This is a genomic window from Pseudomonas sp. O39 (genome assembly GCF_045447295.1).
GTDB lineage: Bacteria > Pseudomonadota > Gammaproteobacteria > Pseudomonadales > Pseudomonadaceae > Aquipseudomonas > Aquipseudomonas antarctica_A.
On sequence record NZ_JBJGXV010000020.1, the window covers coordinates 1 to 20,241 of the forward strand.

19 protein-coding genes are annotated in these 20,241 nt (G+C 59.6%); 11 read left to right on the forward strand and 8 right to left on the reverse strand.

The window, feature by feature from the left end; translation table 11 throughout:
• Nucleotides 1–20: 20 nt before the first annotated feature.
• The gene (locus tag ACI77D_RS21850; protein WP_064451995.1) at nt 21–578 is read right to left on the reverse strand and encodes an NADPH-dependent FMN reductase; all 558 of its coding nucleotides are present in this window, start codon (nt 576–578) and stop codon (nt 21–23) included.
• Between the two features lie 228 nt (nt 579–806).
• Here ACI77D_RS21850 and ACI77D_RS21855 point away from each other — a divergent pair, with 228 nt between their 5' ends.
• Nucleotides 807–1,043 carry a hypothetical protein gene (locus tag ACI77D_RS21855; RefSeq protein WP_064451994.1) on the forward strand — a complete coding sequence of 79 codons (237 nt, stop codon included), beginning with the start codon at nt 807–809 and terminating at the stop codon, nt 1,041–1,043.
• A 60-nt stretch (nt 1,044–1,103) separates the two neighbouring features.
• Here ACI77D_RS21855 and ACI77D_RS21860 read toward each other — a convergent pair whose 3' ends face one another.
• Entirely contained in the window at nt 1,104–1,448 is a 345-nt protein-coding gene (locus ACI77D_RS21860) for a hypothetical protein (protein ID WP_064451993.1), read from the reverse strand.
• A gap of 103 nt (nt 1,449–1,551) precedes the next feature.
• Complete coding sequence (gene gspG, locus ACI77D_RS21865; protein WP_064451992.1) at nt 1,552–1,998, reverse strand: type II secretion system major pseudopilin GspG; 447 nt, start codon at nt 1,996–1,998, stop codon at nt 1,552–1,554.
• Between the two features lie 154 nt (nt 1,999–2,152).
• Between gspG and ACI77D_RS21870 the strand changes: the two genes are divergently transcribed.
• Nucleotides 2,153–3,046 (forward strand): LysR substrate-binding domain-containing protein, encoded by an 894-nt coding sequence (locus tag ACI77D_RS21870; RefSeq protein WP_407017465.1) that lies wholly within the window; start codon nt 2,153–2,155, stop codon nt 3,044–3,046.
• Here the strand turns inward: ACI77D_RS21870 and ACI77D_RS21875 are convergent.
• From ACI77D_RS21875 to dnaQ, 3 genes are all read right to left on the reverse strand, one after another.
• Entirely contained in the window at nt 3,043–3,624 is a 582-nt protein-coding gene (locus ACI77D_RS21875; RefSeq protein ID WP_064454914.1) for a GNAT family N-acetyltransferase, read from the reverse strand. The genes ACI77D_RS21870 and ACI77D_RS21875 overlap by 4 nt on opposite strands.
• A gap of 8 nt (nt 3,625–3,632) precedes the next feature.
• Entirely contained in the window at nt 3,633–5,888 is a 2,256-nt protein-coding gene (locus ACI77D_RS21880) for an Orn/Lys/Arg decarboxylase N-terminal domain-containing protein (RefSeq protein ID WP_064451990.1), read from the reverse strand.
• A gap of 203 nt (nt 5,889–6,091) precedes the next feature.
• Complete coding sequence (dnaQ, locus tag ACI77D_RS21885) at nt 6,092–6,832, reverse strand: DNA polymerase III subunit epsilon (RefSeq protein ID WP_167353727.1); 741 nt, start codon at nt 6,830–6,832, stop codon at nt 6,092–6,094.
• 199 nt (nt 6,833–7,031) lie between these two features.
• Between dnaQ and ACI77D_RS21890 the strand changes: the two genes are divergently transcribed.
• Complete coding sequence (locus tag ACI77D_RS21890; protein WP_407017466.1) at nt 7,032–7,340, forward strand: DUF2388 domain-containing protein; 309 nt, start codon at nt 7,032–7,034, stop codon at nt 7,338–7,340.
• Nucleotides 7,341–7,343: 3 nt separating this feature from the next.
• Here the strand turns inward: ACI77D_RS21890 and rnhA are convergent, their stop codons facing one another.
• Both rnhA and ACI77D_RS21900 read right to left on the reverse strand, forming a co-directional pair.
• The gene (gene rnhA, locus ACI77D_RS21895) at nt 7,344–7,796 is read right to left on the reverse strand and encodes a ribonuclease HI (protein WP_407017467.1); all 453 of its coding nucleotides are present in this window, start codon (nt 7,794–7,796) and stop codon (nt 7,344–7,346) included.
• An 86-nt stretch (nt 7,797–7,882) separates the two neighbouring features.
• Nucleotides 7,883–8,641, reverse strand: coding sequence for a class I SAM-dependent methyltransferase (locus ACI77D_RS21900; RefSeq protein ID WP_064451987.1), 759 nt, complete (start codon nt 8,639–8,641; stop codon nt 7,883–7,885).
• A 65-nt stretch (nt 8,642–8,706) separates the two neighbouring features.
• Between ACI77D_RS21900 and gloB the strand changes: the two genes are divergently transcribed.
• From gloB to ACI77D_RS21940, 8 genes are all read left to right on the forward strand, one after another.
• On the forward strand, nt 8,707–9,474 hold the full coding sequence (gloB, locus tag ACI77D_RS21905; protein WP_407017468.1) for a hydroxyacylglutathione hydrolase: 768 nt from the start codon (nt 8,707–8,709) through the stop codon (nt 9,472–9,474).
• A gap of 98 nt (nt 9,475–9,572) precedes the next feature.
• A complete protein-coding gene (locus tag ACI77D_RS21910; protein ID WP_064451985.1) occupies nt 9,573–10,985 on the forward strand; it encodes a transglycosylase SLT domain-containing protein in 1,413 nt (470 codons plus the stop codon).
• A 241-nt stretch (nt 10,986–11,226) separates the two neighbouring features.
• Complete coding sequence (locus ACI77D_RS21915) at nt 11,227–13,056, forward strand: extracellular solute-binding protein (protein ID WP_064451984.1); 1,830 nt, start codon at nt 11,227–11,229, stop codon at nt 13,054–13,056.
• Nucleotides 13,053–14,891 carry an extracellular solute-binding protein gene (locus ACI77D_RS21920; protein ID WP_221294496.1) on the forward strand — a complete coding sequence of 613 codons (1,839 nt, stop codon included), beginning with the start codon at nt 13,053–13,055 and terminating at the stop codon, nt 14,889–14,891. Before ACI77D_RS21915 ends, ACI77D_RS21920 begins: the two co-directional genes overlap by 4 nt.
• Complete coding sequence (locus ACI77D_RS21925) at nt 14,892–15,965, forward strand: microcin C ABC transporter permease YejB (RefSeq protein WP_064451982.1); 1,074 nt, start codon at nt 14,892–14,894, stop codon at nt 15,963–15,965.
• A 1-nt stretch (nt 15,966) separates the two neighbouring features.
• On the forward strand, nt 15,967–16,986 hold the full coding sequence (locus ACI77D_RS21930; protein ID WP_064451981.1) for an ABC transporter permease: 1,020 nt from the start codon (nt 15,967–15,969) through the stop codon (nt 16,984–16,986).
• A gap of 1 nt (nt 16,987) precedes the next feature.
• Nucleotides 16,988–18,601: an ABC transporter ATP-binding protein gene (locus tag ACI77D_RS21935; protein ID WP_407017469.1), complete on the forward strand. Its 1,614-nt coding sequence runs from the start codon at nt 16,988–16,990 to the stop codon at nt 18,599–18,601.
• A 1,295-nt stretch (nt 18,602–19,896) separates the two neighbouring features.
• Entirely contained in the window at nt 19,897–20,178 is a 282-nt protein-coding gene (locus ACI77D_RS21940; protein WP_010210937.1) for a peptidylprolyl isomerase, read from the forward strand.
• The last annotated feature ends 63 nt before the right edge of the window (nt 20,179–20,241 follow it).

Genomic DNA, 20,241 nt, shown 5'->3' on the forward strand with positions numbered 1-20,241 from the left:
TATGTACTCAACCAACCCGATCAGCCCGACTGCTTCTCAACCCATTTCCCATAAGCATCAATAAACGCCTGCAAGAACGGCTTGGTCTTCTCCGACACCTTACCCGCCTCATCAAACACACTGCCCGCCCCACCCAGGTACGCTTCCGGCTGCTGCATGCACGGCACATCGAGGAACACCAGGGACTGGCGCAGATGATGGTTGGCACCAAAGCCTCCAATCGCCCCCGGCGACACACTGATGATCGCCCCAGGCTTGCCGCTGTAGACGCTTTGCCCGTACGGTCGCGAACCAACGTCGATGGCATTCTTCAACGGCGCAGGCACGGAACGGTTGTATTCCGGGGTCACGAACAGCACCGCGTCGGATGAACGTACCTGCTGACGGAAAGTACTGTAGGCTGCGGGCGGTGATGCCCCGTCGATGTCCTCGTTGTAGAGCGGCAAATCGCCAATTTCAACAATGTTCAATTTGAGATTGGCAGGGGCCAGTTCGGCCAACGCCAGGGCGACCTTGCGGTTGATCGACTCTTTTCTCAAGCTGCCGACCAGGACGGCAATCGTGTAGACCTTGCTCATTGGGGTTTTCCCGACGTCTGACTAAAGGAGCTTGTAGTTATAGAGTCTTCGCGACGGGTTCACCAGAAGGTTTTGATCATCCCCAAGACGTTTGACTCGCCGTAGCTCGCGTAGGAAGCGTCTGAAAACATCAACGAATAGTATTTTTTTTCCATAGGTAAACTACCCCGCTCCATGACGGTCTACAGAACCGCAAATCGAGTGTTTATCTCCAGAGGTTCTAAACAGATGGCTGCAGTACTTGTCGGACAGTTCCATGCCAGAGACGCGGAAGGACGCGTGTATTCGGTGCATGAGTTCCAGGAATCCAACCCGGCGCAAAGCGACCCGGCTGGCTCGGCGCCCACCACTACCTACAAGCTGGCCATTGGCGATCGTGTAGAGAAACTGGACGGCGAAGAATTCAGATTGATCCAGTCGGGGACCGTTATCACCCGCGAATCGCCAACGGTTCTCGCCTCATAAGATCCCGCCTTATCGACCTGCTCAGTCCTGGCCATTGATGGCGTTGACTGGGCTGGGTGATCACGGCCGACGTATTTCCGTCACCTCGACGCCCTGCTCACCGTCCATTTGCCTGAGCGTCACCATCAATTGACCCCGCTCCCCTTCGACGGCATACAGCGATCGCTTGTAGCCCGACGTGCCGTAACCGGGATAGGCAACCACCTGCCTGACCAACGCAATTTCCAGCACCGCGCCCACCTGCTCGCCCACCTGTTCCTGGGAACGGATAAACGCCTCAAGGGCGAGATTTTCCGGCGTGTGTTCATCGTGATTATTGAAGAGATAAGCAGCCACGCCCCCAACGGTCACCAGGACCAGAAGTTGCTTGGCCGTTACCCCGAGGAATATCGAGGGTTTAGGCATGTGAGACCGGACCTGTTTTTGTTTTAAGTGCCGAGTAACCGGCATTGGTCGTTGATGATCAGATGCGCCATTCTAATCAGGTCGATGGGTAATGCCAGATGAATCAGTTGTCGCCGTAGGTAATATCCTTGTTCTCCCCGACACCGCCCAGCGTGCGGTCCTTGCCAAACGAGAACAGGTCGAACGGCGTTTTGGATTGAGTGGGCGGATAGTGGTACTGATAGGCAATGCCCCAAGGGTCGGCCAGCAGGTCTTCGCTCACATAAGGCCCCTTCCATTTCGCCTCGCCGTCGGGTGCTGTGGTCAGTGCCTCCAGGCCTTCTTCATCAGTGGGGTAACGGCCAATGTCTTGATGGAACTGCTCGAGCGCCTTCCCCAGTTCGGCCACCTGGGCTTTCGCCGTGGCAATTTCCGTTATGGTTACCTCACCGAGTAAACGTGGCCCCACCGCAAAGGCCAGCAAGCCAATGATGATCAACACCACCAGCACCGCCCAACGCGTAAAGCCACGCTGGCCGGGGATCTTTCCGATTGTGGTACGTCCTGGCATTGTGAGGCTCCCCATTGTTCCTCGGCTGATACGTTCTTATATGACCTGATCGTTGCAGTTGTATACACACTAACGGTAGCCGACACCCGGCCATGCTCGTGCTCTTTTTTCCCCAGCCATTGAAACCCCACCGCACTGAACATAGACTCCGGCGATGCGTTTACGTCATATCGAAGTGATTCAGGCCATCTTGCAGACCGGACACCTCGGCACGGCCGCCGAATGGTTGCAACTCCCCGTGGGCGATGTGGAGGCAACGCTCAAGGATGCCGAACTCCAATTGGGTTTCATGCTGTTTGCCAGTGCGCGCGGGCGTTTGCAAGCGACGCGAGAGACCTTGGAGCTGCAGGCACAAATCGCCCATCTCTATGAAGCACTGGAGCCGGTACAACGCCTGGCCAGCCGCTTGAAACACCATCACGCGCCGACCCTGCGTGCCCTGTGCACCCAGCCCCTGGCCAATCAACTGTTACCGCAAAGCATCGCCGTACTGCGCCGGCGCTTCCAGGACACGCCGTGCAACCTGTCGAGCCAGCCAACCCGGGAGATTGTCAGGAGCCTGCTGCTGCACGAAGCCGATGTGGGCCTGAGCCTGCAGGACCCGCAACACCCGCAAATCCAAAGCACCGTACTGGCCCAAGGCAAGCTGCAATTGCTCGCGCCCCATGGCTGGCTGAAACCCAAGCAAAAGTACATTGCGCTGCAGGACCTGGCCGGGCAGTCGTTGATCGGGCTTGAAGGGCATGACCCGCTCAGCCGTCAGTTGGACGCCAAACTGCAAGCCCTGCGCCCGCTGCCAGTGGTGCAAACGCGTGTGCAGACCTACCAGATGATGCGCAGCATGGTGGAAGCCGGCGAAGGCCTGGCGATTGTCGATCCGTTCACCGCCTTTGGCGCTCCAGAGGCTGGGCTGGATGCGTGCCCGGTGTCGCCGCCGATCATGGTTAATCTGTACGCGCTGACCCTCAAAGAGGGCGTGACGTCACCCGCGCTGAATGCGTTGCTGGAAATTGTCACGCAAAAGGCAGAAAGCCTGTTGGCAAGCTAAGCCTGTTCGAGTTCCGTCTTGAACAACCGGTACCAGAAAATCGCCACTTCGCGGGTTTGCGGATCAATCCCGCGATAACGCAGTTGATCAATCCCGCCCATCACATACCCGCAACGCTCATACAGGCGGCAGGCGCCGAGGTTGTTGTTCTGGGTTTCGAGCATCATGCCCGGCAGGTTTTTCTTGCGCGCCCAGAACTGCGCCACATCCAGCAGCGCCTTGGCCACACCATGCCGCCGCGCAGGCAAGGCCACCGCCAGTTCGTCAACGTGGGCAAAACCGTTCCAGTTGGTGCTGACCACGACATGCCCTACCGCACGGTCATCCAGGTAAGCCATAAAAATCGCGCTGTCGGGTGCGTCGCGAAAACTGGCGAACTCTTCCGGGTCGATGCCATAACACTTGCGGTACGGCAGGATGCGCTCCACGGCCCATTGGTCGACACGCCTGCCCATTTCCGGCACACCATAGCCGCTGACCTCAAAGCTGAAATCATTGCCCCACACGTAGGCATCAAAACCTTCGTCGGCGACCCGAACACTGAGCCCTGGATACTTCGGGTTCATTACAGCTTGCATAAACATTCTTAACCCTTGATGCAATCGACGGTGTAACAACGGCCATTGCCGTCATCTTCGTGTTGCAACCCATGAACATCCGCGACAAAACCGGGGAAACTGCTATCGAATGTGCGGGCAAACACCAGGTAGTCGATGATCGACCGCGTCGCCTCGGTAAAGCGCTCGCCCGGCATGATCAACGGAATGCCCGGCGGATAAGGCACCAGCATCACGGCTGCGATGCGCCCTGACAAGGCATCAATGGAAACAGCTTCGACTTCACCCCGCACCAACTGATCGTAGGCGTCGGCGGGTTTCATCGCAATTTCCGGTAATACCGTGTACATGCGCTTGAGGTGCCTGGCCGTGGCATTGCTGCGGTAACAACTGTGCAATTGATCGCACAGGTCGCGCAAGCCCAGGCCTTGATAACGCGCCGGCCCCTGTTTAAACACCGATGGCAAACAACTGGCCAAGCTGACGTTAGCGTCGTAGTTGCGCTTGAACTCCAGCAACTCGGTGAGCAAGGTACTCCATTTGCCTTTGGTGATCCCCATGGAAAACAACACGAGGAAAGAATATAGCCCGGTCTTCTCCACCACCAACCCACGCTCCCAGAGGAATTTGCTGACGACCGCCGCAGGAATTCCGCGTTCGCTCAAGGCACCTCCGGCGCTCAGGCCAGGCATCACCAGCGTCACTTTGATCGGGTCCAGCAACACGTAGTCTTCGGCCACATCCCCAAAGCCATGCCAGTCATCCTGAGGGTGCAACAGCCAATCCGCGGTGGCCACCCGGTCGATACCGGCCACCGAAGGCGGTTGCCAGATCGAAAACCACCAGTCCTCGGCGGCGATATGCTGGCGCAGGTTGGCCAGTGCGCGCCGGAAGCTCAGGGCCTCGTCGAACATCTCCTGCAACAGCGAACGCCCGGCCGGGCCTTCCATCATCGCCGACGCCACGTCCAGCGAGGCAATGATGCTGTATTGCGGCGAGGTGGAGATGTGCATCATGAACGCTTCATTGAAACGGTCGCGGTCGAGTTGGCGCGCGCCGCCGTCCTGCACATGGATCATTGAAGCCTGGCTGAAGGCCGCCAGCAGTTTGTGCGTCGAGTGCGTGGTAAATACCAGGGGGCTGTCCGGGGTGCGCGAGGTACCCATGCCATAACGACCGGCGAAAAACTCGTGGAAGGCCGCGTAGGCGTACCAGGCCTCGTCAAAGTGCAAGACCTCGACACTGTTGCCCAATTGCTGCTTGATCAGCTCGGCGTTGTAGCACAGGCCGTCATAGGTAGAGTTGGTGACCACCGCCATCTTTACTTTCGGCGGCCGGCCACGGGTCAAAGGGCTGGCTTCGATTTTGGCCTGGATCGACTCGGGGCTGAATTCGCTCAGGGGGATCGGGCCGATGATCCCCAGTTCGTTGCGCTCCGGGCACAGGTACAACGGGATCGCGCCGGTCATGATGATCGAATGCAACACCGACTTGTGGCAGTTGCGATCCACCAGCACCAGGTCGTCGCGACCGACCATGGAATGCCAGACGATCTTGTTGGCCGTCGAGGTTCCGTTGATCACAAAGAACGTGTGATCGGCGCCGAAGTTACGCGCGGCGCGGGCTTCGGCTTCCGCCAGCGGGCCTGTGTGATCGAGCAGTGAGCCCAATTCGGGCACGGACACGGACAGGTCCGACCGCAGGGTATTTTCCCCAAAGAACTGATGAAACGCCTGCCCGACGGGGCTTTTGCGGTAAGCCACACCACCACCATGGCCGGGTGTGTGCCAGGAGTAATTGGAATCGGCGGTGTGCTGCACCAATGCTTTGAAGAACGGCGGTAACAAGCCATCCAGGTAAGTGCGTGCGGCGCGAGCGACTTGCCGGGCAAGAAACGGCACGGTGTCTTCGAACAGATAAAGAATCCCGCGCAACTGGTTAAGCTCGCTCATGGCATCGGCCGGCGCATTCTCCAGGGTGACCTGCTCGCCCAGAGCAAAGATCGGCAGGTTGGGCGCCCTCACCCGTGCCAGGCGAATTAACTCGACCATGTTTTGCAGCAAGTGGGTATTTTCCCCGGCCCCTTCGGCGGCGATCAACATGCATGCCAGGCCGTGATGGGTAGAAGCCACCAGCCGGCCTTCGGCGTAGTCGACGGCAGAGAAGATGCTGAAGCCCTCTTGTTCCAGCTCGCGGGCGATGCCTCGAACCCGATCACCGGCAACGGTGTCGGCCTTGATGTCGCGGTGTACGATAAGAACAGGGAACTTCAGGTCTTTGTACATGAGCGCTTGTAGTCCTGAGGGCTATGCATTCAGGGTAGAAGCTGGGAGCGGATGACGCGAATGAAGATTTTTCCGGCGATGGAGATCAACTGTGGAAGCGGGCTTGCTCGCGAACCCGGTGTATCAGCCAGCACATTCATCAACTAACCTACCGCTATCGCAGGCAAGCCAGCTCCCACATTTTTCAACCGCGTTGAATCAGGCTATTGCTGGGTCAGTTGCGTCCACAACGCCGGCGCACCGGCCGACTTGGCAATCGCCTCCAACCGCGCCGCATGCTCAGCCAGATCCTGCTCGCTGGCGCGGATGATGGGGGTCGGCTTGCGATCCGCCGGCAAACGGCGAATTTCCGAAGGACGATTGCCCGAGCCCTCCGCCGAACCCGTGCCATCGGAGGCATTACCGGCCAGGGACAGGCTGGTTTGCCCGCCGGTCATGGTCAGGTAAACGTCGGCGAGAATCTCGGAGTCGAGCAAGGCGCCGTGGAGTTCACGGCCGGAGTTGTCGACGCCATAGCGCTTGCACAAGGCATCCAGGCTGTTGCGCTGGCCTGGGTGACGCTCACGGGCCATCATCAAGGTGTCGAGGATCGAGCAGTGCTGGGAGATATCCGCACGATCGCTCTGCCCCATCAGGGCAAATTCGTTATTGATGAAACCGACGTCGAACGCTGCGTTATGGATGATCAACTGGGCGCCGTTGATAAATTCGAAAAACTCGTCGGCCACTTCAGCGAAGCGCGGCTTGCCTTTGAGGAATTCGTCGGTGATGCCGTGGACGCCGATCGCGCCCTCGTCACTGTCCCGGTCCGGCTGCAGGTAGACGTGAAAGTGACGGCCGGTAAGGCGCCGCCCCATCAGCTCGACACAACCGATTTCGATGATCCGGTGGCCATCGGTCACCGGCATGCCGGTGGTTTCGGTATCGAGTACAACAGATCGGATGGCCATCAGGGTTCAGCTCTCAACGGTGGTGTATTTCAAGGGGCGGGATATTAGCACGTCACGCATTACGCAGCCCAAGACTGGCCCAAGGCGCTTGATCCACTATAGTTTTTAACACTCTTTAGCAAAGCTGCAGCAGTTTGCCCTGGGCGCCCCTGCTAGCCTGCGCACCCCACTCGAATGCGGACTGCGCTGAGCCATGAACCTGTCAAAAACCCTGTGTGCCCTGCTGCTGGCAGGCAGCACCTGCACGGCGCACGCCACCAGTTTCGTGATGACGACCGACTTCCTGGTCAGCCTGTCCATGAGTGCCACCAAGGGCACCAGTTCTTCCTTCAAGGATGACAAGATTGTTCAGGCTGCCAGGGAGGACGCCGAATCGTTTGTGGCCAGCGATGGCCAGATCCGTGGCGTGCGCCTGGAGTCGGCGCTGATGCATATCCGAGAGCGTTTGCCGGAGCAAACCTTCAGCGACATGCAGCTGGCACAGGCCATCGCCGTAGTTTAAACCTCAGGCCTGCTTGTAACCCCGTACTTCATCCACGCCACGGTTGGCCAGTTGGTCGGCGCGTTCGTTGCCAGGATGGCCGATGTGCCCGCGCACCCATTTCCAGGTGATGTTGTGGCGGTTGCATTGCTCATCGAGCAGCTGCCACAGGTCGGCATTTTTCACCGGTTCCTTGGCCGCCGTTTTCCAGCCGCGCTTTTTCCAGTTGACCATCCACTCGTTGATGCCCTTCATCACGTATTGCGAGTCGGTCACCAGCAGCACGTCACACCGGCGCTTGAGCTCTTCCAGGCCACGGATGGCACCCATCAGCTCCATGCGGTTGTTGGTGGTGTTGGCTTCGCCGCCCCACAGTTCCTTCTCCACGCCCTTGCACACCAGCAACGCGCCCCAACCGCCGGGTCCGGGGTTGCCCTTGCAGGCGCCATCGGTGAAGAGTTCTACGGTATCGGTCATCGGTTGCATCCATCAAAACGGGCTGGCGGTAATCGACCGACAGTATCCCGAGGCCGAAAGATTCGGCCGGTAATCAAAAAGGGAGTTTACGGTTCGCTTTGCTTGCGATTGACCTTGGCCATCGGCATCGGCACCAGTTTGCCCATGGGCTGGCGTAGCACCTGACGCACCGGCCGCAGCCCGACCACAATCTTGCGCGCCACCAATAAATAGAAGCCGCCGCCCGACAGCTGCCACGCACCCGCCCGGCGTTCCCAGCCGGCCAGACGGCCTTGCCACTTGGCGGACGCAAGCGGCGGACGATAGCACCCGAAGCGGCGTTTCTCCAGCGCAAACCCCAGCAGGTTCAGCCAGTCGCCTACCCGTGACGGCGCGATACAGCGCGCCTGGCGCAGGCCGTCATGGGCGAACACATGGCGCAGGCCCCAGCTGCTCCAGGGGTTGATGCCGATAATCAGCAAATGGCCACCCGGGCGCACACTGCTCGCGGCTTCGCGCAGCAAACCGTGGGGCGACAGGCAAAAATCCAGGCCATGCTGCAACACCACCACATCGGCGGCATGCTCGCTCAACGGCCAGGCCTGTTCCTCGCAGACAATCTCCACCCCCGGCAACGGCGCGCCCAGGCGCACATTGCGTTGCACCTGCGGCGCGGCAGGCGGCGTCTGAGCCGACGGGCCGTAATGCACCAGGTAACCACCAAAGAACCGACCCAACTCGTCTTCGAGCATGCGCCGTTCTTCATCCAGCAGAAATTGCCCGATCGGCCCGGACAGCCATTCACGGGCCGCGCTGATCAGGGCCAGCCACTCAGGATCGGCCTGGGCGAACGCTTTATCAGTCATTGCATTCTCCAACTCGCCTAGACGTTCTAAGATGCACCAATGTGTTCAGCTTGGCGAATCGAAGAATGATACAGATCAGTGCACTCCCCGCGTTCACCGACAACTACATCTGGTTGTTACAAGACCCGCACACCCTACGCTGCGCCGTGGTCGACCCCGGCGATGCCGCGCCAGTGCTGGCCTGGCTCAAGCAGAACCCGCAGTGGACCCTCAGCGACATCCTGATCACCCACCATCACCACGATCATGTCGGCGGCGTCGAGCAACTGAAAAATGTGACCGGCGCCAAGGTCTACGGCCCCGCGAGCGAGAATATCCCGGCGCGGGACGTGGCCTTGACGGATAACGACCGCGTCACGGCGCTGGGCTGGGATTTCGATATTTATAGCGTGCCGGGGCACACCCTGGGCCATATCGCCTTTTACCACCAAGGCGTGCTGTTTTGTGGCGACACCCTGTTTGCCGCCGGTTGCGGCCGCCTGTTCGAAGGCACGCCGGAACAAATGCACACCTCACTGCAACGCCTGGCCGCTCTCCCCGACGACACCCTGGTGTACTGCACCCACGAGTACACACAAAGCAACCTCAAATTTGCCCAGGCCGTGGAACCGAACAATCCCGATATCGCCGAACGCGTGGAAACCGTCAAGCAGGTGCGGGCCCGTGGCGAGATGACGCTGCCGTCCAATCTGGCCCTGGAAAAACGTACTAACCCTTTTCTACGTACCGCCGAAACATCCGTTAAACAAAAAGCGGACGAACGGAACGGTCGTGACAACCGCTCTGGGGCCGAGGTGTTTGCTAGCTTGAGGGCATGGAAAGATAAGTTCTAACAGGATGCAATCTGATACGGAATTTCTGAATGGTTGACCGGAACCAAAGCGCTTTCTAGAATCGCCCGACATTTTTGCCCGGAACTTACTTCCAGCCAATGTCGTCATCTATTCGTAAATCCATCTCTTCAGACGCATTGACCCGCCTGGCTCAAGCCGTGGCGGTGGCTGTGTCCGCGACTCTGGCGGGCTGCCAATCGACAAATTTCGCTGCACAATCCACCGTGCAACCCAAACCCAATCTTGCCGCCAAGATCAAGCAAAAACCTATTTGGCTCTCAGAGAAGCCCAGCCCCGAAGTACCCCAGGATGTCTGGGAACGCATGCGACGGGGCTTTCAATTGCAGGACGGCCTGGGCGTCAACCCGCGCATCGAGCAACAGCGTTTGTGGTTCGCCAGTAACCCTTCCTTCCTGGAGAACGCCGGAGAACGCGGCAGCCTCTACATTCATTACATCGTCGAGCGGCTTGAAGAACGCAACATGCCCCTGGAGCTGGCCCTGCTGCCAGTGATTGAAAGTGCCTACAACCCAATGGCCTATTCGCGCAGCGATGCGGTCGGTCTGTGGCAGTTCATTCCCTCCACCGGGCGCTACTTCAACCTGCGCCAGACCCGTGCCTACGACGGCCGCCGCGATATCACTGCCTCCACCACCGCCGCCCTGGACTATCTGACACGTCTGCATGACATGTTCAACGGCGACTGGTTGCTGGCCCTGGCGGCGTACAACGCCGGTGAAGGCACGGTCAGCCGGGCCATCGAGCGCAACGAAAAACTCGGCCTGCCTACCGACTACTGGAACCTGCCCCTGCCCCAGGAAACCAAGGACTACGTGCCCAAGTTCCTGGCGCTGTCCCAGGTGGTACTGGCCCCCGAGGCCTACGGCGTCAACCTGAACCCGATTGCCAACACGCCCTACTTCGAAGTGGTTGAAGTCAAGCAAAGCATGGACCTGTCCCGGGTCGCCGCGCTGGCTGAGATCGACGAAGACGAACTGTTCCAGCTCAACCCGGCCTTGAAACAACGCACCACCCTCGACGGCCCCCAGCATTTGCTCGTACCGAGCTCCAAGGCGCAACTGCTTACCAGCACCCTTTCGACGATGAAGCCGGAAGAATTGCTGGCGATGCGCCCGAAAAAGCAGGTGTTCGACGAAGTTGAGACCACGCGGGTTGCCGGGCGCACTCGCAACTACAAAGTGCGCACGGGCGACAACCTCACGCTGATCGCCAAGGCGAACAAGGTCGATGTGCATGACCTGCAGCGCTGGAACAAGCTCAATGGGCAGGCCCTCAAGGTCGGCCAGACCCTGGTGATGCAGGACACGCGCAAGCTGGTGGCCAAGGCTGACAGCAAGAAGCCAGTGCAATACAAGGTCAAGAAAGGCGACTCGCTGTACATCGTCGCCAAGCGCTTCAACGTTGAGATGCAACATCTCAAGCGCTGGAACCCGCGTACTGGCCAGGCGCTGAAGCCGGGGCAGATGCTGGTGGTTTCCGGGCCGCGCTAAGGCAAACTCAATGCATGGGCAGGCTTGTGTGGGAGCGGGCTTGCCTGCGATGCAAACACCTCGGTGTATCAGTGACACCGAGCCGATGCTATCGCAGGCAAGCCAGCTCCCACATTTGATTGACCCCAGGCTCAAGACCTTGCCAGCCCTCGGTCAGCCTCTGAAACAACCTTTTTCCAACCGGAACAAGCTGTTACTGTACCGATCATAAAGCCCAAGCCGCCTGGATCGGATCTCTGACTTGAAGCGTCCCCTCCTTCTACTAATAAGTCTGGCCTTGAGCTTTGCTGCGAACGCGACGATTACCGAGAGCCACGGTTATACGCAGTTCGGCGTGCTCAAGTACCCGGCCAAATTCACCCACTTCGATTGGGTAAACCCTGCAGCGCCAAAAGGCGGGACATTGCGGGTCATGGCATTTGGCACGTTCGACACCCTCAACCCTTACACCTTCAAGGGCTCAAGCCCGGTTTCCACCCCCAACTTCCTGCAATACGGCGTCAATGAGCTGAACGAACCGTTGATGGTCGGCACCGGCCAGTACGCGCCGTCCGGCGACGAACCGACCTCCAGCTACGGGCTGATTGCCCAGTCGGTGGAATACAGCGAAGACCGCAGTTGGGTGGTGTTCAACCTGCGCCCGGAAGCGCGCTTCCACGATGGCAAACCCATCACCGCCTATGACGTGGCATTTTCCTATCGCACGCTATTGACCGAAGGCCACCCGCAGTACCGCACCAACCTTCAAGAGGTGGCGCGGGTCGACATCCTCAACCGTCATCGCATCCGTTTCGTGTTCAAGCGCGCCGGCAACCCATTGCTGATCCTGCGCCTGGGCGAGTTGCCGGTATTGCCCCAGCATTACTGGAAGAACCGCGATTTCAAGGCCACCACGTTCGAACCACCGCTGGGCAGCGGGCCGTATCGCATCACCAAAGTCACCCCTGGCCGGCAACTGGTGTTCGAGCGGGTCAAGGATTACTGGGGCAAAGACCTGCCGGTCAACCAGGGCTTCTACAATTACGACAAGGTCGAAGTCGAGTTCTACCGCGACAGCGACGTGGCCTTTGAAGCCTTCAAGGCCGGCGAATTCGACATCTACATCGAACACCAGGCCAAGAACTGGGCCACAGGCTATAACTTCCCGGCGGTCAACCGAGGCGATGTGATCAAGGCGCAAATTGCCCACCAGATCCCAACCCAGAGCCAGGGCCTGTTCATGAACACCCGACGCCCGACCTTCGCCCAGGCCAAGGTGCGCGAGGCGCTGGGGCTGATGTTCGATTTTGAGTGGACCAACCGTACCCTGTTCAGCAGCGCCTACAAACGCTCCGTGAGCTACTACCCCAACAGCGAATTTTCCGCGACCGGCGTGCCGGTTGGTCACGAGTGGCTGATGCTTTCGCCGTACCGCGACCAATTGCCGGCCAACCTGTTTACACAAGCCTTCAGTCTGCCGCAGACCGACGGTCGTGGCATTCCGCGCGACACCCTGCGCCGCGCCCTGGCCCTGCTCGGCGAGGCCGGCTGGAAACTGTCGGGCCAGCGCCTGCTGGACAGCAAAGGGCAGCCGCTGCGTTTGGAAATCCTGCTGGTGAACCCGAACCTGGAACGCATCCTGCAGCCGTATGTCGAGAACCTGATCAGCATCGGCATCGACGCACGCTTGCGTACCGTGGACCGGGCGCAATACAAGCAGCGCCTCGATCAGTTCGACTTCGACATGGTCCTGGTCACCCTCAACCAGACCTTGAGCCCCGGCCTTGAACAGTGGCAGTACTTCCACTCCAGCCAGGCAGCGATCAAGGGCAGCAAGAACTACGCAGGCATCGCCAACCCGGTGGTGGACCACCTGCTGGACCAACTGCTGGCGGCGCAGACCCGCGAAGAACAATTGGCCGCCGGCCGCGCCTTGGACCGGGTGCTGCTGTGGCAGCACTACAGTATCCCCAACTGGTACCTCAACTATCATCGCCTGGCGTACCGCAACCGGTTCGCCTTTGTCACCACGCCGCCCTACAGCCTGGGCCTGAGCGCATGGTGGCTGAAAGCTTCGGAGAAAGCCCAATGATGTCTTTGCGCAACGCATTGCTCACCAGTCTGCTGCTGTGCTCCGCGGCCAACGCCGCGCCGCAACATGCGTTGACCCTTTACAACGAACCCCCCAAGTACCCCGCCGACTTTAAACATTTCGACTACGTAAACCCCGACGCCCCCAAGGGCGGTACCTTCCGCGAGTCGGCCATGGGCGGCTTCGACAGCCTTAACCCCTACATCAGCAAGGGCGTGCCGGCGGACAACCTGCCGCTGATCTACGACACCCTGGCCATGCAAAGCCTGGACGAGCCCATCACTGAATACGGGCTGGTGGCCGGCAAGATCGAAAAGGCACCGGACAACAGTTGGGTACGCTTCTACCTGCGCCCCGAAGCGCGCTTTAACGATGGTCACCCGATCCGCGCCGAAGACGTGGTGTTCACCTTCCAGGCGCTGATCAAAGACGGCTCGCCGCTCTACCGCACCTATTACGCCGACGTCGACGAAGTGGTGGCCGAAGACCCGCTGCGCGTGCTGTTCAAGTTCAAGCGCACCAATAACCGCGAATTGCCGCTGATCCTTGGGCAACTGCCGGTATTACCCAAACATTGGTGGGCGACCCGCGACTTTGCCAAGGGCAACCTGGAAATACCGCTCGGCAGCGGGCCGTACAAAGTCGCCGAGGTCAAGCCCGGGCGCATGGTGCGCTACGAGCGCGTCAAGGACTACTGGGCCAAGGACTTGCCGATGACCCAGGGTTTCTACAACTTCGACACCCGTATTACTGACTATTACCGTGACGGCACCGTAGCCCTGGAAGCCTTGAAGGCCGGGCAGTTCGACTACTGGCTGGAGTTCAGCGCGAAGAACTGGGCAAACGCCTACAACATTCCGGCCGTTGCCCAGGGGCGACTGATCAAGGAAGAAATCCCCAACGGCAACCCCACCGGCATGCAGGGTTTTGTGTTCAACACGCGCAAACCGATGTTCCAGGATGTGCGGGTACGCAAAGCCATCAGCCTGTTGCTGGATTTCGAGTGGAGCAACAAACAGCTGTTCAACGGCGCCTACACCCGCACCCGCAGCTACTTCGAGAACTCGGAAATGGCCGCTACCGGCTTGCCCGGCCCGGATGAAACGGCAATCCTGGCACCGTTCCGCGACAAGCTCCCCGCCGAAGTCTTTACCCAGGCCTTTGAGCCTGCCAAAACCGACGGCAGCGGCATGATCCGCAACCAGCAGCGCGAGGCCTACCAGTTGTTGCAAGAGGCCGGCTGGAAGATCGTCGACGACAAGATGGTCGACACCACCGGCAAACCCGTGAACATCGAGTTCCTGCTGGCCCAGACCGACTTCGAACGGGTACTGCTACCCTTCAAGCGCAACCTGGCCGACCTTGGCATCAACCTGGTGATTCGCCGCGTCGACGTTTCGCAGTACATCAACCGCCTGCGTTCGCGGGACTTCGACATGCTGGTAGGCAGCTTCCCGCAATCGACATCACCGGGTAACGAACAGCGCGAATTCTGGTCGTCGTCCAGCGCCGACAAGCCCGGCAGTCGCAACTACATGGGCCTCAAGGACCCGGTCATCGACCAACTGGTGGAAGCGTTGATCGACGCCAGCTCACGCCAAAGCCTGGTGGACCACGCCAAAGCGCTGGACCGCGTGTTGCAGTTCGGCTACTACGTGATTCCCAACTGGCACATCAAGACCTACCGCGTCGCGTACTGGGACCACCTCGGCCACCCCAAGACCCCGCCACGCTACGACGTGGGCACGGCCACCTGGTGGGCCAAACCCGAGGTCAAACCGGCCGTCACCCTGGACACCCCACACAGCGCCGATCCGGCGAGCGGAGGCGATTAAATGCTGGCCTATATTGTTCGCCGCCTGTTGCTGATCATCCCCACGTTGTTCGGGATTTTGCTGATCAACTTCATCATCATCCAGGCCGCTCCCGGTGGCCCGGTGGAGCAGATGATCGCCAAGCTCGAAGGCTTTGACGGCGCCACCAGCCGCATTGCCGGGGGCGGTGCCGAGGTCTCGGTGGCCGGCTCCAGCTACCGCGGCGCCCAGGGCCTGGACCCGGCGCTGATCAAGGAAATCGAGAAGATGTACGGCTTCGACAAGTCGGCGCCGGAACGCCTGTGGATCATGGTCAAGAATTACGCAAGGCTGGATTTCGGCGACAGCTTCTTTCGCGATGCCAAGGTCATCGACCTGATCAAGGAAAAGATGCCGGTGTCCATCTCCCTCGGGTTATGGAGCACGCTGATCATGTACCTGGTGTCGATCCCCCTGGGGATCGCCAAAGCCACACGACACGGCAGCCACTTCGACGTGTGGACCAGCTCGGCGATCATCGTCGGCTACGCGATCCCGGCATTCCTGTTTGCGATCCTGCTGATCGTAGTGTTTGCCGGCGGCAGTTACCTCGACTGGTTCCCCTTGCGCGGGCTCACCTCGAATAATTTTGACGAGCTGAGCTGGGGCGGCAAGATTCTCGATTACTTCTGGCACCTGGCCTTGCCCGTCACCGCACTGGTGATCGGCAACTTCGCGACGATGACGCTGCTGACCAAAAACAGCTTCCTCGACGAAATCAACAAACAGTATGTGGTCACCGCCAAAGCCAAGGGCCTGACCAACCACCGTGTGCTGTATGGCCATGTGTTTCGCAACGCCATGCTGCTGGTCATCGCCGGTTTCCCTTCGGCGTTTATCGGGATTTTCTTCACCGGCTCGTTGCTGGTGGAAGTGATCTTCTCTCTCGACGGCCTGGGCCTGATGAGTTTTGAAGCCGCGATCAACCGTGACTACCCGGTGGTGTTCGGCACGCTGTTTATCTTCACCCTGCTGGGGCTGGTGGTGAAACTGATCGGTGACCTCACCTACACCTTGGTCGATCCGCGTATCGACTTTGCCAGCCGGGAGCATTGAGATGAATCTATCCCCCCTCAATCGCCGCCGATTCGAGCGTTTCAAAGCCAATAAACGTGGCTGGTGGTCGCTGTGGCTGTTCCTGGTCCTGTTCGTGCTGAGCCTGGGCGCAGAGTTGATCGCCAACGACAAGCCGTTGGCCGTGCACTTCGACGGTGACTGGTACTTCCCGGCGCTCAAACGCTACCCGGAGACCACCTTCGGCGGCGAGTTCCCGTTGGAGGCCAACTACAAGAGCCCGTATATCCAGGAACTGCTCAAGGCCAAGGACGCATGGACGCTGTGGGCGCCGATCCCGTTCAGCTACCAGAGCATCAACTACGACCTGAAGGTGCCGGCCCCCGCGCCGCCCTCCTCGGTCAACCTGCTGGGCACCGACGACCAGGGCCGTGATGTGCTGGCGCGGGTGATCTATGGGTTTCGTGTGTCAGTGCTGTTTGCCCTCACGCTGACGGTGCTCAGCTCGATCATCGGCGTGGTCGCCGGGGCCTTGCAGGGTTTCTATGGCGGCTGGGTCGACCTGGCCGGGCAGCGCTTCCTGGAGATCTGGTCGGGTTTGCCGGTGCTGTACCTGCTGATCATTCTCGCCAGCTTTGTGCAGCCCAATTTTTGGTGGCTGCTGGGGATCATGCTGCTGTTTTCCTGGATGAGCCTGGTGGACGTGGTGCGCGCCGAGTTCCTGCGCGGGCGCAACCTTGAATACGTGCGCGCAGCGCGCGCGCTGGGCATGCAGAACGGCGCAATCATGTTCCGGCATATCCTGCCCAATGCGATGGTCTCGACCATGACCTTTATGCCGTTCATCCTCACTGGCGCCATTGGCACCCTCACCGCCCTGGACTTTCTCGGCTTCGGCCTGCCGGCCGGCTCACCGTCGTTGGGTGAACTGGTGGCCCAGGGTAAATCCAACCTGCAAGCGCCGTGGCTGGGCATGAGTGCCTTTGCCGTGCTGGCGATCATGCTGAGTTTGCTGGTGTTTATCGGCGAGTCCGCGCGCGATGCCTTCGACCCGAGGAAATGAGATGAATCAGGACAATCTGATCGAAGTCCGCGACCTCTGCGTCGAGTTCGTCACCGGCGACCATCACCACCGCGTGGTCAACAACGTCAGCTTCGATATCAAGCGCGGCGAAACCCTGGCCCTGGTCGGCGAAAGCGGCTCGGGCAAGTCGGTGACCGCCCACTCGATCCTGCGCCTGCTGCCTTACCCGCTGGCAGGGCACCCGGCCGGCACCATCAACTATTCCGGGCAAGACCTGCTGACGCTCAAAGAAAAAACCATCCGGCATATTCGCGGTAACCGCATTGCGATGATTTTCCAGGAGCCGATGACCTCGTTGAACCCGCTGCACTGCATCGAGAAGCAGATCAACGAAGTGCTCGGCCTGCACAAGGGGCTCACGGGCAAGGTCGCGACCCAACGCACCCTGGAATTGCTGGAGCTGGTGGGTATTCCCGAACCGCACAAACGCCTCAAGGCCCTGCCCCACGAACTGTCCGGCGGCCAGCGCCAGCGGGTGATGATCGCCATGGCATTGGCCAACGAACCCGAGTTGCTGATCGCCGACGAGCCGACCACGGCCCTCGACGTGACGGTGCAGCTGAAGATTCTCGAACTGCTCAAAGAGTTGCAGGCACGGCTGGGCATGGCGTTGCTGCTGATCAGCCACGACCTGAACCTGGTGCGACGCATCGCCCACCGTGTATGCGTGATGCAACAGGGCTGCATCGTTGAACAGGCGGAGTGCGAGACGCTGTTCCAGTCGCCGCAGCATCCTTATACCCAGGAGCTGTTGGCGGCGGAGCCCAGCGGCGGGCCGGCCACCAATGAGGTGGGGCCGCCGCTGCTGGAAGTCGATGACCTGAAGGTGTGGTTTCCGATCAAGAAAGGCTTTTTGCGTAACACCGTCGATTACGTCAAGGCGGTGGACGGCATCAATTTCAGCCTGCCCCAGGGCCAGACCCTGGGCATTGTCGGCGAAAGCGGCTCGGGTAAATCCACCCTGGGCCTGGCGATTTTGCGCTTGATCGCAAGCACAGGCGGGATTCGCTTTGAGGGCCAGCAACTGGACCGGCTTACCCAGCAACAGGTGCGCCCGTTGCGTCGGGAAATGCAGGTGGTGTTTCAGGACCCGTTCGGCAGCTTGAGCCCGCGCATGAGCGTCAGCGAGATTGTTGGCGAAGGTTTGCGCATTCACAAGATGGGTACGCCGGTGGAGCAGGAAGCGGCGATTATTGCGGCGCTCAAGGAGGTCGGCCTGGACCCGGACGCGCGGCATCGCTACCCGCACGAGTTCTCCGGCGGCCAACGGCAACGCATCGCCATCGCCCGCGCGTTGGTACTCAAGCCACGCCTGATTTTGCTGGATGAACCGACGTCAGCACTGGATCGCACGGTGCAGCGCCAGGTGGTGGAGTTGCTGCGCAGTTTGCAGGCCAAGTACAACCTGACGTATCTGTTTATCAGCCATGACTTGGCGGTGGTGAAGGCCCTGAGTCACCAACTGATGGTGGTCAAGCATGGACAGGTGGTGGAACAGGGAGAGGCATCGGCGATTTTTGCTGACCCCCAGCATGCTTACACACGGCAGTTGTTGGAGGCGGCGTTTTTGGTGCCCGCCGGTGTTGGCGGGTGACCTTGGGCCTATCCATTATTTGGGTGATGGCTGATAGGGGTTCCGCCCTTACGGCGCGGGCCGCCTAAAACTAAAATCAAAAACAAATCAAAAGCCGAGCACGACGGCCTCACAGCCGCCCTGGCTACTGAAGCAGATCTCGGTCAAATTGTGGGAGCGGGCTTGCTCGCGAAAGCGGTGGGTCAGTTACAAATAAGCTGACTGACCCACCGCATTCGCGAGCAAGTCGAATCGTCGCACCGCCGCTCCCACGTTTGGATCTCATTACATCAGGTAGCAGTAGTGTCGCTCTGCCCTGTTTTGCTCTGCTTTCGCTTCTACCACTCAAGTCGGCTACCAGGCCGCCGTGCTCTGCTTTTGATTTTGATCTGACAGGCCCTGTTAATCACATTTTGAACTCAGTACATCAGGCAGAAGGTGTGCTGTTCTTCAGGCTGCACTCGGTCAATGTGGGAGCTGGCTTGTCTGCGATGGCATCAACTGTTTATGCCTGATACACCGAGGTGCCTGCATCGCAGGCAAGCCAGCTCCCACAGAAAAGCAGCCCTGTTTTTGCCCTGTTTTGCCCTGCTTTCGCTTCTACCACTCAGGTCGGCTACCAGGCCGCCGTGCTCTGCTTTTGATTTTGATCTGACAGGCCCTGTTAATCACATTTTGAACTCAGTACATCAGGCAGAAGGTGTGCTGTTCTTCAGGCTGCACTCGGTCAATGTGGGAGCTGGCTTGTCGGACCGCCGAACCGCTGCGATGGCATCAATTGGGTATGCCTGATGTACCGAGGTGCCTGCATCGCAGGCAAGCCAGCTCCCACAGAAAAGCAGTTCTGCTTCTGCCGTGCTTTTGCCCTGCCTTCGCTTCTACCACTCAGGTCGGCTACCAGGCCGCCGTGCTCTGCTGTTGATCTGCTGTTGATCTTGATCTGACAGGCCCCATTAACCACGATGGCCGAACGCAGGCTTGAATCCGTGGGTAACCCGGCAGGACGCCGGGTTAGCCGCACTGGGCCAAGGATGGCCCATTGCGGCGGCCCACGGATTCAAGCCGGAGTGCGGGCATGCCGAGCCCAGGCGAGGCACCGAGTGGTGGGGCAAAGCGTTTTTTGGTTACTTTTTTAGGCGCTTTGTAAAAAAGTGACCCGCCGTAAGGGCGGAACCCTAAGCCGCCGTTACCGCAGCAACGGATATGTACCCAACCAACCAGCCAACCACCCACCCAACAAAACATTGGAACTTTGCCAAGAAATAAACGCCTCAATCCGGTAGGCTCACCCTTTTTACATCAAGGAGTTACTCCCCATGGCCAAAGCTACCGCCCGTCACATCCTCGTTTCCACTGAAGACAAGTGCAACGAACTCAAAGCCCAGATCGAAGGCGGCGCCGATTTCGCAGAAATCGCCAAAGCCAACTCCAGCTGCCCATCCAGCCGCGACGGCGGCAACCTGGGCTCGTTCGGCCCAGGCCAAATGGTTAAAGAGTTCGACACCGTCGTCTTCAGCGCCCCGGTCAACACCGTGCAAGGCCCGGTGAAAACCCAGTTCGGTTACCACCTGCTGGAAGTCACCAGCCGCCAGGACTGATCCAGTCTGCGCTGCTGCTATAAACAACGGCCCGCCTTTTGGCGGGCCGTTGTGCATGGGGTG